This is a genomic window from Paenibacillus lacisediminis (assembly GCF_046567315.2).
Genome location: NZ_JBKIAX020000002.1, coordinates 1 through 15,246 on the forward strand (window position 1 = coordinate 1; position 15,246 = coordinate 15,246).

At 54.1% G+C, this 15,246-nt stretch carries 15 protein-coding genes, 1 rRNA gene and 1 other annotated feature; all 16 genes read right to left on the reverse strand.

All coding sequences use genetic code 11. The features are described from left to right. Window positions 1-325, reverse strand: a 16S ribosomal RNA gene (locus ACLD72_RS03360); the annotation flags it as partial. A 387-nt stretch (window positions 326-712) separates the two neighbouring features. Continuing rightward, window positions 713-2,476, reverse strand: coding sequence for a LysM peptidoglycan-binding domain-containing protein (locus tag ACLD72_RS03365; protein WP_411003146.1), 1,764 nt, complete (start codon window positions 2,474-2,476; stop codon window positions 713-715). 164 nt (window positions 2,477-2,640) lie between these two features. Beyond that, window positions 2,641-3,522 (reverse strand): branched-chain-amino-acid transaminase, encoded by an 882-nt coding sequence (ilvE, locus tag ACLD72_RS03370; RefSeq protein WP_411003147.1) that lies wholly within the window; start codon window positions 3,520-3,522, stop codon window positions 2,641-2,643. Next, entirely contained in the window at window positions 3,522-4,427 is a 906-nt protein-coding gene (gene pheA / locus ACLD72_RS03375; RefSeq protein WP_411003148.1) for a prephenate dehydratase, read from the reverse strand. The genes ilvE and pheA overlap by 1 nt, the downstream gene beginning before the upstream one ends. Continuing rightward, window positions 4,424-5,392, reverse strand: coding sequence for a homoserine kinase (gene thrB, locus ACLD72_RS03380; protein WP_411003149.1), 969 nt, complete (start codon window positions 5,390-5,392; stop codon window positions 4,424-4,426). Before thrB ends, pheA begins: the two co-directional genes overlap by 4 nt. Next, window positions 5,389-6,459, reverse strand: coding sequence for a threonine synthase (gene thrC, locus ACLD72_RS03385; protein ID WP_411003150.1), 1,071 nt, complete (start codon window positions 6,457-6,459; stop codon window positions 5,389-5,391). The genes thrB and thrC overlap by 4 nt, the downstream gene beginning before the upstream one ends. Window positions 6,460-6,487: 28 nt before the next feature. Next, a complete protein-coding gene (locus ACLD72_RS03390; protein ID WP_411003151.1) occupies window positions 6,488-7,774 on the reverse strand; it encodes a homoserine dehydrogenase in 1,287 nt (428 codons plus the stop codon). An 84-nt stretch (window positions 7,775-7,858) separates the two neighbouring features. Continuing rightward, window positions 7,859-8,296 carry an ACT domain-containing protein gene (locus tag ACLD72_RS03395; RefSeq protein WP_128629477.1) on the reverse strand — a complete coding sequence of 146 codons (438 nt, stop codon included), beginning with the start codon at window positions 8,294-8,296 and terminating at the stop codon, window positions 7,859-7,861. A 149-nt stretch (window positions 8,297-8,445) separates the two neighbouring features. Beyond that, on the reverse strand, window positions 8,446-9,759 hold the full coding sequence (gene obgE, locus ACLD72_RS03400; protein ID WP_411003152.1) for a GTPase ObgE: 1,314 nt from the start codon (window positions 9,757-9,759) through the stop codon (window positions 8,446-8,448). Next, entirely contained in the window at window positions 9,750-10,517 is a 768-nt protein-coding gene (locus ACLD72_RS03405; protein ID WP_458475546.1) for a Spo0B domain-containing protein, read from the reverse strand. The genes obgE and ACLD72_RS03405 overlap by 10 nt, the downstream gene beginning before the upstream one ends. Before the next feature lie 189 nt (window positions 10,518-10,706). Next, window positions 10,707-11,018 carry a 50S ribosomal protein L27 gene (gene rpmA / locus ACLD72_RS03410; protein WP_036620517.1) on the reverse strand — a complete coding sequence of 104 codons (312 nt, stop codon included), beginning with the start codon at window positions 11,016-11,018 and terminating at the stop codon, window positions 10,707-10,709. Between the two features lie 18 nt (window positions 11,019-11,036). Beyond that, window positions 11,037-11,369 carry a ribosomal-processing cysteine protease Prp gene (locus ACLD72_RS03415; protein ID WP_411003154.1) on the reverse strand — a complete coding sequence of 111 codons (333 nt, stop codon included), beginning with the start codon at window positions 11,367-11,369 and terminating at the stop codon, window positions 11,037-11,039. Window positions 11,370-11,382: 13 nt separating this feature from the next. Next, window positions 11,383-11,694 (reverse strand): 50S ribosomal protein L21, encoded by a 312-nt coding sequence (gene rplU, locus ACLD72_RS03420; RefSeq protein WP_251591020.1) that lies wholly within the window; start codon window positions 11,692-11,694, stop codon window positions 11,383-11,385. A gap of 13 nt (window positions 11,695-11,707) precedes the next feature. After that, window positions 11,708-11,793: a sequence feature (ribosomal protein L21 leader region), on the reverse strand. Between the two features lie 80 nt (window positions 11,794-11,873). Next, a complete protein-coding gene (locus ACLD72_RS03425; protein WP_411003155.1) occupies window positions 11,874-13,055 on the reverse strand; it encodes an Rne/Rng family ribonuclease in 1,182 nt (393 codons plus the stop codon). A gap of 116 nt (window positions 13,056-13,171) precedes the next feature. Then, a complete protein-coding gene (locus tag ACLD72_RS03430) occupies window positions 13,172-14,026 on the reverse strand; it encodes a M50 family metallopeptidase (protein WP_411003156.1) in 855 nt (284 codons plus the stop codon). Next, complete coding sequence (locus ACLD72_RS03435) at window positions 14,019-14,963, reverse strand: peptidoglycan DD-metalloendopeptidase family protein (RefSeq protein ID WP_411003157.1); 945 nt, start codon at window positions 14,961-14,963, stop codon at window positions 14,019-14,021. The genes ACLD72_RS03430 and ACLD72_RS03435 overlap by 8 nt, the downstream gene beginning before the upstream one ends. Window positions 14,964-15,246: the final 283 nt, after the last annotated feature.

A 15,246-nucleotide genomic window follows, 5' to 3' on the forward strand; every position in this document is an offset into this window, starting at 1 on the left:
TGTGGCCGTTCACCCTCTCAGGTCGGCTACGCATCGTCGCCTTGGTGAGCCGTTACCCCACCAACTAGCTAATGCGCCGCAGGCCCATCCGTAAGTGACAGATTGCTCCGCCTTTCCCAAGCCTCTCATGCGAGAAACTTGATTATCCGGTATTAGCTACCGTTTCCGGTAGTTATCCCAGTCTTACGGGCAGGTTGCCTACGTGTTACTCACCCGTCCGCCGCTAACCATCAGGAGTGCAAGCACTCCATCAGGTCCGCTCGACTTGCATGTATTAGGCACGCCGCCAGCGTTCGTCCTGAGCCAGGATCAAACTCTCCAATAAAGTTGGAAGGAGTCTCGTACCCGAAGGCATGAGGTGTTCCATCCAAGTTGAAACTTTATTCGAAAGAGCGATTAGCTCAATCAGTTACTGACGAGAATTTTAATTCTCATTTAATACTCACTCGTTGTTCAGTTTTCAAAGATCAACTTCGCTTTCGTTCATCGCCGTTGTTTCAGCGGCGACTTAAATAATGTAACATACTGACGAAAGAAAAGCAAGCACTTTTTTTAAAAACATTTTAAATCAATTACTCCCCTGCGAGATTTAAGAGCATCGCATTTAACGGGGATATTTAATATAGCATATTGTTTGCTTAATCTCAAGCAATTTAGCATGTTAATTCATGGAAAAGGGGAGCGAGGGATCATCGCCCTCGCTCCAAAAACATTAAGCATTTATCCACGGATTCCGGCGGCCGGACGTTTTGTGTTTACCTGAGCGCGCTTTTTTTCCAGCCCCACCTGTGCTGCTGGCCTTACCTTGCTTTTTACGAGTTTTTATGGAGTCCGGACCGCCCGAGATATTAACATCTTTAGCGGAAATTGCTTGCGGAGCTTCCGGAGTTCCTGCCGGTTTGGATTCTGCATGGATTTCCGCAGTCTGCTCCTCCCTTGGCAAATAACCTTGCATGTTTTCCAGCGGGCTAACTTCGCCCTTAAGCGGCTCACTTCCCATAAACAGCCCTTGGGTGAAGGGCGTCGGATAAGGATAACCCGGCATAGACGGCGCTTGGGCTAAAGGTGAAACCGCGGTCGGGTATGCCGACATCGGCGATCCATAATACGGGGGGTATCCCGGACCATGATGCCAGGCTGCTCCTTGGGTATACGACGGCTTGCCATAGGATTCGGGAGACACATACTGCGGCCCGGATGACGGATAGTGATGCGCGTTAAGCATAGGATAGCCCATGTGTTCAGCCGGGCTGGTAATCCCGCCTACCTCCGGCATCGGATACATCGGTACGCCTGCATTCGATAGCCCTGGATACTCCCCTTCCGGGATATGCCCCATTGCACCTTGCACCTGCGGAAACTGCGGAACATTAGAGGAAGATACAGCTTCCGCAGGTATATTGTATTGGTAAAAAGGATGATAGCTTTCCGGCTGCTGGTAGGTCGGGACATTCCCCGAACATCCGCACGGGGATTGAGTTGGATAGACCATTGCGGGGAGTATGGATGTAGGTTGGAGCGGTTGATACTGCGGATAATACGGGCTTGCATATTCAGGCTGCTGCCCCATCGTTAAAGGTGCGTACGCCTGAGGCTCCGATTTCATCGGTTCATAGGCAGCCGGGCTTACCGGCCCATAACTGTACGGTTCCGATTTCATTGGTTCATACGAGATTGGAGCAAGGCTGGTCGGTTCCGTTTTCATCGGCGTATAGGCTATAGGCTCATACTTGGCAGGTTCATAATGTATCGGCTCGAATTTTGGCGGTTCGTATTTGATTGGCTCATGCATGATCGGCTCGATCTTCGTGGGCTGCAGCTTAGTGGTTTCGTATTGGATCTGCTCGACCTCGATTTTAATCTCCATCGGCACCGTTTTCGGCTGCTCCTGAATAGGCAGCGCCTTGGGAACCTCCTCTTTCGGAGCTTCCTTGGGGACAGGCTTAGGCTGAACGGCTTCAGGCGCAATATTGGCTTTGGGCGGTGTTTCCACCCCGGCTATAGGAGCCGTGCTCTTTTTGCCGGCCATGCCGGCAATGGGTGCCGTGCTTTTCTTGCCGGTTTGGGCTGGCATTGTCCCGATATTCTCCGGGTTTGGATGCGGATTTGGATGCGGATTGCCGTGCTCTCCCCCGACCGGCCCCGCACCCGCGGGAATATGGACGATTTCGCCAACTGTCAACTCATTCGGGTCTTTCAGCTGCGGATTCGCCGCGATCAACGCCTGCAAAGAAAGTCCCCACGCCTTCGCCAGTTTCCACAACGTATCTCCCTGCTTGACGACATGCTTATACATTTTGCCCGTCTCACCGCCGATTGGCACCGCCTCGGCAGGAATTTTCACCTTTTCACCAACGTTCAGCATGTCGGGATTCGCGATTTGCGGGTTGGCTTCGATCAATTTCTGCAGAGGCACATTATACTTTTTTGAGAGCTCAAACAAAGTATCGCCCTTTTTGACAATATGAATTTTCACGCGCTAAAGACCTCCTAGGTATCATCTCCGGAACGTGATTATCGCCCGGGGCCCATTTATAACATCCTATGCAGGAGCCCGGTTTTTGACATCCAACATAAAGAAAAAATCCTATCTCCCTCTTGAAAAAGGGAAATAGGATCGAAACGCCCACACTGGAGCCGCTATTGCCAAACTTTCAAACCGTCCTGGTCGACGATCGCCCGGAACTCCTCCAAGAGCTTCAGCGTCACCGGACCGGCATGTCCTTCGCCGATTACCCGGCCGTCCACTTCCCGAACAGCGATAACTTCCGCTGCGGTCCCGGTCAGGAACACTTCGTCGGCCACGTAAACGTCATGCAGCGTAAACGGTTCTTCTTTGAGTTTATATCCTTTTCTCTCGCAAATTTCGATGATCGCCTGGCGGGTGATCCCTTCCAGTGCGCCCAAATAACATGGAGGCGTCGTGATAACCCCGTTTTTAACGATAAAAATATTGTCGCCCGAGCCCTCCGTTACGTAACCTTGAGCGTTCATCATAATAGCCTCGCCCGCCCCAGCCAGGTTCGACTGGATTTTCACCAATACATTGTTCAAATAGTTCAGCGATTTGATTTTCGGGTTCAGCGCGTCAGGTACGTTTCTGCGCGTGGAAACCGAGACGGCTTTCAAACCGGATTTGTAGGCTTCCTCCGCATAAATCGCCAGCTGCTCCACAATGATGACGACCGTTGCTTTGGGGCAGCGGTTCGGATCCAGGCCCAAATTGCCTGCGCCACGGGAAACGATGAGCCGTATGTAGCCGCTCCGCAGCTCATTGCGGCGCAGCGTCTCCACCAAAGCGTCCTCCATTTCTTGATAGGTCAGCGGAATGTCCAGCATGATCGATTTCGCGGAATCGTAAAGGCGATCCAAATGCTCTTTGCATTTGAAAATATTGCCGTTATAAATCCGAATCCCCTCGAAAATCCCGTCCCCGTACAAAAAACCGTGGTCAAACACGGAAACCTTTGCTTCATCTTTTGTTACGAATTGTCCATCCAAGTAAATAACTTGTTCTGCCATTAATTCTGCACCTCCGCTGTTTGCTCTTCAAAAGAATAACTGAGGTAGCTCCCCAGCACGCGCACCCCACACCCCAAAGCTTCGATTTCGCCGATCGCCGAGCTGAGCAGCACGGAATCCAGCGGTTCAAGCACATCCATTAAAAAATAATAATTCCCCAATTTCTTTTTCGTTGGACGCGACTCGATCCGCGACAAGTTCAGTTTGCGCCAGGCGAACGCGGACAATACCTGGTGCAGTGCCCCCGGAAAATCTTCCGGCAGCGCAATCATCAGACTCGTTTTGCTGTGGGCGGTTTTGTTGTTCCCGCCGACCTTCAGCGGCTGCGGGCCGATCAGGACAAAACGGGTATAGTTGTTGTCATGGTCCGTCACTTTGCCGGCCAGCACATCCAAACCGTGATGCTGCGCTCCCAATCTCGTGCCGATGGCGGTCCATCCCAGGCCGGGATTATGCTTGACCACTTCTACCGCTTCCGATGTGCTGCCGACATGTTTCAATTCGGCCTGTGGCATGCGGGAGCGGATAAACTGCAGGCATTGGGCCATCGCGACCGGGTGAGAAAGCACTTTGGTAACTTTGGAAAAATCGATGTCATCGCCATCAGACGCTCCGGCGCCGAATTCTTCCCGCCGGCCGATCAAGTTCTGAATCGATGGATACACCCACTCCACCTGCATCGGAATGTCCACCTCATGGACAAGCCAATCCATATGCAGGCTCACCGATCCTTCGATCGTATTTTCCACCGGAATGACGCTGTAATCGCTTTTTCCGCTGGCCGTGGCTAAAAATACATCGGAAATTTGCTTGAAATGAAGCAGTTCCACCGGCTCATCCCCAAACAGGTAGAGCGCCGCTTCGTGGGAAACCGATCCTTCAGGCAGCAATGCTATACGTTTCATGTCCTGACTTCCCCTTTGACGTAATCCATAAATGAACCTTCCCTATCCATAGTAAGCTCGATTGCCCCAATTGTGCAAGGTTCGAGCCAGATCGTCCTAGCCCGGATTCCGTGCTCAGCAAGAACGTCCAAAAGGAAAACCTCCAGGTTCTGCCCAGTACGCTGCCGCCGGTCGGCCAATGCCAGCAGCGTTGGTCCGGCCCCGCTCAAAGCGGCCCCGAGCGCTCCGTGTTTGGTCGCTTCCGCCAAAATCCGCGCCATGCCGGGAACAAGCGCAGCCCGGTAGGGCTGGTGAAGGCGGTCGCGCATCGCGGCCGGAATCAAATCGAGCCGTCCCGCTGCCAAGGCCGCGGTAAGCAGCGATGTGCGGCTGACGTTATACACTGCGTCCTGCAAACTTACCTGGCGGGGAAGCGCTTCGCGGGCCTTGGAAGTAGATAGCTGAAAATCGGGAATCGCCACCAGCACGTCGAGATCGGCCGGAGGTTCGATCCGCAGCACGTCCGCGTGGCTGCCGTCCCATACGGCCGTGATGATGCCGCCAAACAAGGAGGCCCCGACATTGTCCGGATGCTTCTCCAACTCCGTGGCCATGTCGAACAGCTTGGCCCGGTCGAGCGGCGAGCCGATCAGCAGATTGGCGGCAAGCAGCGCCCCGACGATCGCCGAAGCACTGCTTCCGAGCCCGCGGGTCAGGGGAATTTCCGAATACATCGAAATTTCCAGTTCGGGCACCTGCACGCCGGCTTCGGCAAACACCATTTGCGCGACTTGATACACCAGATTGCTTTTATCCTTCGGCAACCCGCTCATCTCGTCGCCATAAAGATGAAACACGGTCGTCCCCGCCGGCTTCATCTCGATCCAGGAATACAGAGAAAGCGCCATGCCCAGCGTATCGAATCCGGGACCCAGGTTGGCGGTGCTGGCCGGCACCTTGACCCGGACCCCGCCCTCACGAATCATGCGCGTGCCCCTTGCAGCTTGGCGATCGCATCCATGACCGCTTCCTCCGTATCCTGGACGACAAGCGGTTCACTGCCGATACTCTTGATCGCAATATTCGGGTCCTTCAAGCCGTGGCCTGTAAGGACGCAAACGACGGTTTCGCCGTCTTTGAAGTAACCTTCGCGTTTCAGCTTGTACACGCCGGCAATGGAAGCCGCCGAAGCCGGTTCGGCGAAGATGCCTTCACGGGCAGCAATGGTCCGGTACGCTTCGAGAATTTCGTCGTCCGTCACGTAATTGATTTGCCCGCCCGATTCCTCGGCAGCCGCTACAGCGGTTTTCCAGCTTGCCGGATTGCCGATGCGGATCGCGGTAGCGATCGTTTCCGGTTCCAGAATCGGCTCGCCTTTGACGATCGCCATAGCACCTTCGGCCTCAAAGCCGACCATGCGCGGCAGCGAAGACGATTTTCCGCGTTCGTGGTATTCCTTAAAGCCTTTCCAGTACGCGGAGATGTTGCCGGCGTTGCCTACCGGAATCGCCAGCACGTCCGGCGCCTTGCCGAGCTGATCGCAAACTTCGAAAGCGGCGGTTTTTTGCCCCTCAATGCGATATGGGTTCACGGAGTTCACCAGCGTAATCGGATGCTTGGCGGTAATGTCGCGGACGATTTCGAGCGCCCGGTCAAAATTGCCTTCGATGGCGATCACTTTTGCACCGTAAATCATTGCCTGCGCCAGTTTCCCCAACGCAATGTTGTTGTTCGGAATCAGCACGATGCAGTCGATGCCCGCGCGAGCGGCATAAGCGGCTGCAGCCGCCGAGGTATTGCCCGTGGAGGCGCACATGATCGTGCGGCTGCCCTCTTCGATCGCTTTGGCAACGGCCATCACCATGCCGCGATCTTTAAACGACCCGGTCGGGTTCAGCCCCTCATATTTGAAATATAGATCAAGCCCGAGCTCCCGCGACAAATTTTCCGCCCGCACCAGCGGCGTATTCCCCTCCTGCAGCGTAAGCTTCGGCGTTTTGTCGGTAACGGGTAAATATTCTTTGTAGGTTTCCAGCAGTCCGAGGTATCTCATGGGATGAACTCCTTTTTTAAAAATAATTTTATCCTTCAACGCGGTAAACGCTTTTGATCCGATGAATCACATCAAGCGACTCGAAATGGTTGATCACCTTATCCATGCTCGCTTTGCTGGCATAATGAGTAACGATCATGATCTCCGCCCCGTCCACGCTCGTGTTCGGCGACTGAACGACCGAATCCAGACTGACCTCATATTCGGCAAACACCTGAGTGATCCGGGCCAACACGCCCGCTTTGTCATCGACATGAAGCAGCAGGAAATTTTTATAGGCGATCTGCTCGTCGGTTTTCAGCTTCTTCGGCTTATAAGGAACGATTTGCTTCAGACCGTTGACGCCCAGCTTCAAATTTTTGACGACGGCGACCAAATCGGCGACGACGGAAGTGGCCGTCGGCATTTCGCCGGCTCCGGCGCCGTAAAACATCGTCTCTCCCACGGCTTCGCCGTACACATAGACGGCGTTGTAGACGCCGCCCACCGCAGCGATCGGATGCGTATTTTTGACCATCGTCGGCTGCACAGTGATGCTGAATTCGTCATCCTGACGCTCGGCGATCCCCAGCAGCTTCATTTCATAACCGAGCCGTTTGGCATATAAAATATCCTCCCGCGTTACCGAAGAAATACCGCGGACGTGAACGTCGCTGAGCTCGACATTGGTTCTGAAGCCCAGCGTGGCGAGAATCGCCATCTTACGGGCGGCGTCAAGCCCCTCCACATCGGAGGTCGGATCAGCTTCCGCATACCCAAGCTGCTGCGCTTCCTTCAGTACATCCTCGTAAGAAGCGCCTTCCTGGCTCATTTTGCTCAAAATAAAGTTGGTCGTCCCGTTCACGATCCCCATAATTTTCATGATCCGGTCGGAGGAGAAGCCTTCGATCAGCGTCCGGATAATCGGGATGCCGCCGGCTACGCTGGCCTCGTAAAACACATCGCATTGATTATCCATCGCTTTGGCCAAAATTTCCGAACCGTACAGCGCCATCAGATCCTTGTTGGCCGTAACGATATGTTTGCCGCGTTCCAGCGCTTCTAAAATGTAAGTTTTCGTCTGTTCGACGCCACCCATCACTTCCACGATGACGTCGATCTCCGGATCGCGGATCACTTCCCACGGATCCTCCGTCAGCTTGGCCCGATCGATCGCGATACTGCGGGGTTTCTCCAGATTTTTCACCGCAATCTTCTCGATCCGTATCGGAGACCCCACTTGACTGCTCAGATCCTCCTGATGCCCTTCCACGATCCGAACCACGCCGGTTCCCACCGTGCCAAGCCCAAGCAATCCAACTTTCACTGGTTTCACTTCCGATCCCCTCCTGTTATCCAATACGCCCTAGGCAGCGAGCATTTTCTATGATTTCTCTCAACCCTTCCGCGCTCATCCGCCTTAGCCTTGGCCGACGATTTGCGTTCTCCTCACGCCGGGAATGGTCTGAAGCGACTGCAGCATCGCGTCAAATTCCTCGGTGAGCCGGGAGGTCTCCACGGAAATCACGACGTTCGCCCTGCCCTGGAGAGGAATGCTTTGGTTAATCGTCAGCACGTTTCCTCCGGAGCCGGCAATCAGCGCAAGCACCTTCGACAAAATTCCTGAGCGGTGCTCCAGGTCAAAGGAGATGGTCACAATGCTTTCCCGTTCAATTTGATTTAATTGATGAATGCCGTCTTTATACTTATAAAAAGCACTGCGGCTTAAGCCCACCTGCGCCACCGCCTCGTGCACCGTCTTGGCTTCGCCGGCGGCGAGCAACTGCTTGACCTGGAGCGTCTTGACCACCGCTTCGGGCAAAATGTCCTCGCGAACCAAATAATAATGCTCTTTCACAAAACGTCCTCTCCTTAGAGACTCTTGTTTTTGTATAGTGGACATTATACCGGAAAGTCGCTTAGGTAGCAATGGTTTTTGCCGAAAATACACGAAGTTCCGCTGGTGCCGCCAATAGCAAGAAAAGCACCGCAAAGGTGCTTTCTAGGTCAATAATAATAACTGCTGCCTTCCACAAACTCGAATTCAAAGTCGCCGATGCGTACAGGCGTACCGTCCTTGGCGCCGCGTTTGCGGAGCTCCTCATCGACGCCCATGTGGCGCAGCGTCCGGGCCAGCTTTAAAATCGCGTCATGCGAATTGAGCTGCATCCGCTTCATCATCCGCTCGATTTTTATGCTTTCCACGATAAATGTCTCATTTTCCCGCCGGATCGTAAACCCTTCGTCCTCGCGTTTGTCAAGCTTGTAAATTTTCCGCTCCTCCAGTTCGGTCACTTCTTCGAGCGCCGGTGCTTCCGGGATTTGATCAAGCAAATCGACCGCGCGGTAAACAAGCTCACGAACCCCTTGGCGAGTGAACGAGGAGATTGGCATAATTTCCAGGTCGCCGCGAACCTCGCTGACTTGTTTGCGGAATTTCTCCAAATTTTCAGCCGCCTCCGGCATATCCATTTTGTTGGCGGCGACGATTTGCGGACGATGCTCCAGATCGGCGTTATATTGCCTGAGCTCGTCGTTGATCTTCTGCCAATCGTCAAACGGATCGCGCCCTTCCGAACCCGCCATGTCGACGACATGGATGATGAGACGCGTCCGCTCCACATGGCGTAAAAACTCATGCCCCAGGCCGACCCCTTCATGGGCACCTTCAATCAGCCCCGGCAGGTCGGCCATCACGAAGCTGCGCCCTTCGCCGGCATCGACCACCCCAAGATTCGGCGTGATCGTCGTAAAATGATAGGCGCCGATTTTAGGCTTGGCCGCCGATACGACCGACAGCAGCGTCGACTTTCCGACGCTCGGAAAACCGACCAGCCCGACATCGGCCATCACCTTCAGCTCCAGCACCACCCAGCGCTCTTCGCCTTCTTCGCCATGCTCGGCCAGCTCCGGCGCCGGGTTGTTTGGCGTGGCGAAGCGAATATTGCCGCGCCCCCCGCGCCCCCCGCGGGCCACGATAATCTGTTGACCGTGGCGCGTCAAATCGGCGAGCACCTCCTGCGTGTCGTCGTCGATCACGACCGTACCCGGAGGCACGCGAACGATCATATTTTCCGCATTTGCTCCGTGCTGGCTTTTGTTCCGTCCCTTCTCCCCGCGCTGCGCCTTGAAATGGCGCTGATAGCGGAAATCCATCAGTGTTCTTAAGCCTTCGTCCACCCGGAAAATGACGTCACCGCCTTTGCCGCCGTCGCCGCCGGCCGGGCCGCCTTCGGGAACGTATTTCTCCCGGCGGAAAGCGACGATCCCGTCACCGCCGTCGCCTCCCTTGACATAAATCTTCGCTTTATCTACAAACATGCATTCACCTCATTTAAATTCCCGCAGGAAATCCGCAGCCGAAAAGCGGAGAATTCCGATTCAACCTGTTCGGCGCGAACCCGTTTCCCCTCCGCCCATTCCTCAATTTGGCGCCGAAGCGCTTCCTTGTTCCCCGGTAAGGCGGGCGAATCGAAGCGCACCAGCACCTCACCGTTCTCCCGGGTGATGGACATCTTCAACTGGAGGATTTCTCCCCACGAAGACCGGCCGGTATACTGATAAGCTCTGACCGTTTCCACGATAGCTTCCGTCAGCTCTTCCGCGTCGTCCGCCGTAAGTAGGCTGCCGAGCTGCAAGTCGTTTTCGATTTCAACCTCCAGCTGCACCGATCCGTTCACTTCGCGGAACGACTGTAAATAAAACACGAGCGACGGAATGCCGAGCCTCGATATTTTGCTCTCTACAGCCATTCGCTCCTTTATTCTTTCCACGCAACCAGCCAATTTATCAAATTTGCCCATCCGAATATATCCGTACAAAATCTGCAGGTCGTTCATCCAATCATGGCGATGGTGGCTAAGCGTCGCCGAAGCCGTCCGCTGTACCGATTCCAGCAAATGCTTCCGCTCGTTCGCCGCCTGTTTTCGAATATGCCGTACATACATCCAAAACAAGACGAAAAGACAACCGCTTATAACCGCATGTCCTATCGGTGATTTCACGTAATAATGGAGGCCCAGACTAGCGATTGCAAGCAGCACGCCGATCGTCGGCACCGTGAACCGATGTTTCATCATTTCCCCGTTCCCCTAACGAATTGGGTGAGCTTGCCACCCTGGCATCTTAACCAAGTATAACATAAACCCGGCTTCAAAATCGCTCCACTTAGTAAATCCAAAATGATCGATATCCCGACATTTAAAAAGCCCTGGCACTTGATTGTGCCAGGGCTTTGCAGCTAGCTTCATTTCGTACGGCTTCGCCGCTTAGGCTTCAACCGTAGCCGCTACCGGAGCGGTTTCTACAGGGTAGACGCTCACTTTTTTGCGATCGCGACCCCAACGCTCGAATTTCACGACGCCGTCGACTTTGGCGAACAGCGTATCGTCGGAACCGATGCCTACGTTCGTACCCGGATGAATTTTCGTACCGCGTTGACGAACGAGGATGCTTCCGCCCGTCACGACTTGGCCGTCAGCACGTTTCACGCCAAGGCGTTTCGCGATGCTGTCGCGTCCGTTTTTCGTGGAGCCTACGCCCTTCTTCGAAGCGAACAACTGGAGATCCAATTTCAACATTGTAGTCTACCTCCTTCTTTAAATGATGACGTCCTGTATCTGAATATACTTCCCGTATGATTCTTCGATACTCTTCAGCATAACGACAAGGGAAGCAAGCAGCAATTGCACTTGTTCCTCGGCTTCCGGCCGAACCGCGGAAGGAAGACTCGCGCTTAGAAAGCCGTTCTTCATCCGGGAATCCATCACGACCGCCGTCAGCTCCTCAATGGAGTTGACCGTACCTACGGTAACGGCCGAAACGCCGGCGCATACAATGTCCTCCCCGGCCTTCGCGTAGCCGGCATGGCCTTCCACCTCAAAGCCCGAGATGCCGTTATCCTGCCTGCGCAAAATGGAGACGATAATCAATTACCGCACCTTCTTACGCTTGGATTTTCTCGATCGTTACTTTCGTGTACGGCTGGCGATGACCTTGTTTTTTGTGGTAGTTCTTTTTCGGTTTGTATTTGTAAACGACCACTTTTTGGCCTTTGCCGTGTTTTTCGACTTTAGCCGTAACAGTAGCGCCGGATACGAGCGGAGTTCCCGCCACCAAACCTTCCCCTTTGGATACTGCCAACACACGGTCGAACGTTACGCTTGCGCCGTCCTGCGCGTCCAATTTCTCGATGTAAAGCACATCGCCTTCTTGAACACGGTATTGTTTACCGCCGGTTTCGATAATTGCGTACATTTGCTTGCACCTCCTCATGTCTCAGACTCGCCTAATCCAGGTGCCGCTGCCTTATGGCAAGCGGACTTGTTGACCCGACTGGAGCGGTTACAGCATGTGCACAAGCATATACTTAGTGACACATACCTCACTATAATAGCATGTGGTGCGGATAATATCAATTTGTTTTTCAGCCAAGATCATAACGAATTTTCCGCACGAATTCTTTTTCGCGTCATCTCCAGCAGTCCGAGCCGCGTCCAGCCTAAGATGTGATGCTGCGTCCGATCGCCGTACATCGATTGCTCCAGCCGCTCCCAGACGGCCTCTCGATGCTCGTCGCAGTCCATGTCGATGAAATCGATAATAATGATTCCGCCGGTGTCGCGCAGGCGGACAAGCCGGGCGATCTCCCGGGCCGCCTCCAAATTCGTCTGAAACACCGTATCTTCCAAATCCGTGCCCCCGGTGTATTTTCCCGTGTTCACGTCGATCACGGTCAGAGCCTCGGTCGTGTCCCAAACGAGGTAGCCGCCGCCGGGCAGCCAAATTTTGCGTTGAAAATCCTTGTCGAGCTGCGGCTTGACCCCGTAATGCTCAAACAAAGGCGGTTCGCCTTCATACACGATGATGCGCGGCGATTCTCCCGGCAGCATTTTGCGCAAAAAAGCCAGCGCTTCGTCGGCCTGTTCCGGACAGTCCACAATCAGCTCGTCCGTTTCCGGACTGTAGACGTCCCGCATCAACCGCTGCACGACGCTTAAATCCTGATGCAGTAAAGCGGGAGCCGCGGCGTCCCCGGCTTCCTGCAGGATAGAGGTCCACTGCCCCCGCAGCAGGTCCAGGTCTTCGCCGATCGCCGCGCTGCCTTCGTCCTCGGCCACCGTCCGCAGGATAAGCCCCTCCTCCTCCTGCCTCAGCTCCTCGCCAACTGATTTCAACCGGAATCTTTCTTCCTCGCGGCCGATTTTTTTGGATACGGCGACGTAACCGGCCGTCGGCATATACACCAGCCAGCGCCCGGGCAAGGAATAATGGGTCGTCACCCGCGCGCCTTTATTGCCGATCGCTTCTTTTACGACCTGAACGACCAGCTCATGGCCGGGCTTCAACAACTCCGTAATCGCCGGCTTCGGTTTGGGCTGTTTTTCCAAATGCGGATGAAGCACATCATCAATATACAGAAACGCGTTTTTTTTCTGTCCTATATCCACAAATGCGGCTTGCATGCCGGGAATGACATTAACGACTTTACCTTTAATAAAGCTGCCGACCAGTCCTCTGTTCTGAGAACGCTCCGCCGCATACTCCACCAGTCTGCCGTTTTCCAGAAGCGCCACCTCGGTAGAGCCGGATCCGCAGTGAACAATCATCCTTTTCATGATCTCACCTTTCTAACGTTCTAGCAGAATCATACCTGTATCACATTATACCATGACTGCGCACATTAAGCTCCGTGCCTCCCGTCGGAAAAAAGAACCATTCAGCCGCGCTGAAACTAAAAATTCTTTAATCTTAAAAAGGAGGAAATGACGCGCTGTTCCGGCACAACGGCGACGATGTTCCCTTGATGATTCATAACGTAGATGAAATGGTATTTTTCCCGTTTAAATAGACGCAAGATATGGTCCAAAGGTTTCGCTTTTTCAGCAACAATCGGCTGGGCTAAAGTCCCGTTCATCAGATGCCTGGAAAAGCTCCGGTCCCGGTTCACGAGAAAGCGCAAAAACCGGTAAGGAATATTCCGGTAATCGATGGCGTTCGAATAGAGCAAAAAGATGCCGATCATCAGTATGTTGAGCTGCAGTCCTTCCCGAAGCAGCAGGAGCGGCAGCAGCGAGTAGGCGGTCAGCATGACGCTGAACAGCAGGCTGATGCGGTAGGACCAGACCAGCGTGGCGTGGTAAGGAAGCAGAAAGCTGCAGAAGGCCTGGCTGATTTTCCCGCCGTCCAGCGGCAAAATCGGCAGCAAATTGAACAGAGCGATCAAAATGTTGCTTTGAATAAAATAGTCCAGAAAAGGCCCGTCCCACAAACCGGCCGCGTGCAGGAGCAAGGACGCGAAGATGAGCAGCACGTTTTGCAAGGGCCCCGCCAAAGCGATGGCGATTTCCCGCCCGGCCGTCAGATCTCCCGCATCCTCCATGACGGCAACGCCGCCGAAAGGAAGCATTTGCACGGACAGAACGCGGATTCCATACATCCGCGCCGCGGCCACATGGCCGAGCTCATGGATAAAAACGATCGCAAACAGGGACAGAAGCTCCAAGAAATGGCCGGTCAATACCGACATGAGCATAATGATAACAAACAGAGGATGAAAGGAAATCGTCATTCCGCCCCATTTAATCAAATGGAATCACATCCGCCGGATCGATATACCGGTTATCTTTTTGCAGCGCAAAATACAAGGTCGGGAGCGGCGGTTCCGTTCCTGGAGGAAGCGTGCCGACGATATCGCCCCCTTCCAGCCAATCCCCTTTTTCGACGGCGGTTTGCTCCAGGCGGCCGTAGATGGAGATGTATCCATCGGCATGCTGGACCGTGACGGTCACGCCCATCGCCGGATCCCGGGTTACGCTGAGAACCCGTCCGGTTCCTATGCTTTTCACCTGAACAACTCCGTTCTCCGCCCGCTCCGGAATCATTTCGACCCCCTTCAAGCTGAGCGCAAACGAGCCGGCAGGGCTGCCGGAGACGGGAGCAACGAATCCGCTTGTTGCCCCGACCTTTACCCCGTTGTCTTCATGGTGCTTAAAAATCGGAATAAATGACGGCGCACCGCCGAAATAACGTTCATACCAGGTTTCCACCGCCTGAAAATCCATCTCTTCGGTCAGCGACTGCGCGACAAACGCTCGAATCGGAAGCGACCAGGACGGCTCGTACCGTTCTATTCCCCAAAACCCCAAAAACAGCAGCGCGCTGATCACAAGCCGAGTAAACATCGTCGTCCAAAAGGAAGAGCGTTTGCCTGCCGGGGGCGGGGGGTCTTCTCTGCCGCCAAAACCGCCGTAAAGCTCCTCCCAGCGGCCTTGCCCGCGTTTCCACAGCAACTCGGGGTCGCGTTCGGCTTCAAGCCCTGAATTCCCGGTTTCGTCGCTCTGCGGATGTCCTCCAGGACGAGCCTCTGCTTTAGAGTCCATCGAACCGCCCAGCCCGGGCCGAACCGCGCTATAGCTACCGGAATCCCGCCCCCTATCCGGGAGGAGAAGACCGGCCGCATCCTCCATCGTCAGCTGCCTAATCCGCTCCGCTCTTCGTTTTTTCACATTTGATTTCACGTCCATCTCCTCAGTCCCCCCGGTCAAGTCAGGCGTTTCGTTGAGCGGCGTACCCAAACCGCAGTAGCCCACTCGAAATATCTGGTAGTAATATTTTTATGAAGGGCTTGGCCGGAATATGAACAGGAGACTATATGAAATGCAAAAGTGCAGGCGGTTATTGTCGAAACTCCTCGAAACGGGTGGTCCAAATGCAAATGTGCAGTTCATATCCGGTTAAAAGATACTTTTTTATCAAATGATCGTAAATCAGATGTACTTTTGCATTTCACCTGCTCGAAAATGAGAT

Excerpts from the sequence above, each read along its gene's own strand:
- ACLD72_RS03425 (WP_411003155.1), bottom strand. The coding sequence starts at position 13,055 with ATGAAAAGGATGATTGTTCACTGCGGATCCGGCTCTACCGAGGTGGCG.
- pheA (WP_411003148.1), bottom strand. The coding sequence starts at position 4,427 with ATGAAACGTATAGCATTGCTGCCTGAAGGATCGGTTTCCCACGAAGCG.
- rplU (WP_251591020.1), bottom strand. The coding sequence starts at position 11,694 with ATGTACGCAATTATCGAAACCGGCGGTAAACAATACCGTGTTCAAGAA.
- thrB (WP_411003149.1), bottom strand. The coding sequence starts at position 5,392 with ATGATTCGTGAGGGCGGGGTCCGGGTCAAGGTGCCGGCCAGCACCGCC.
- ilvE (WP_411003147.1), bottom strand. The coding sequence starts at position 3,522 with ATGGCAGAACAAGTTATTTACTTGGATGGACAATTCGTAACAAAAGAT.
- thrC (WP_411003150.1), bottom strand. The coding sequence starts at position 6,459 with ATGAGATACCTCGGACTGCTGGAAACCTACAAAGAATATTTACCCGTT.
- ACLD72_RS03405 (WP_458475546.1), bottom strand. The coding sequence starts at position 10,517 with ATGATGAAACATCGGTTCACGGTGCCGACGATCGGCGTGCTGCTTGCA.
- ACLD72_RS03435 (WP_411003157.1), bottom strand. The coding sequence starts at position 14,963 with ATGGACGTGAAATCAAATGTGAAAAAACGAAGAGCGGAGCGGATTAGG.
- obgE (WP_411003152.1), bottom strand. The coding sequence starts at position 9,759 with ATGTTTGTAGATAAAGCGAAGATTTATGTCAAGGGAGGCGACGGCGGT.
- rpmA (WP_036620517.1), bottom strand. The coding sequence starts at position 11,018 with ATGTTGAAATTGGATCTCCAGTTGTTCGCTTCGAAGAAGGGCGTAGGC.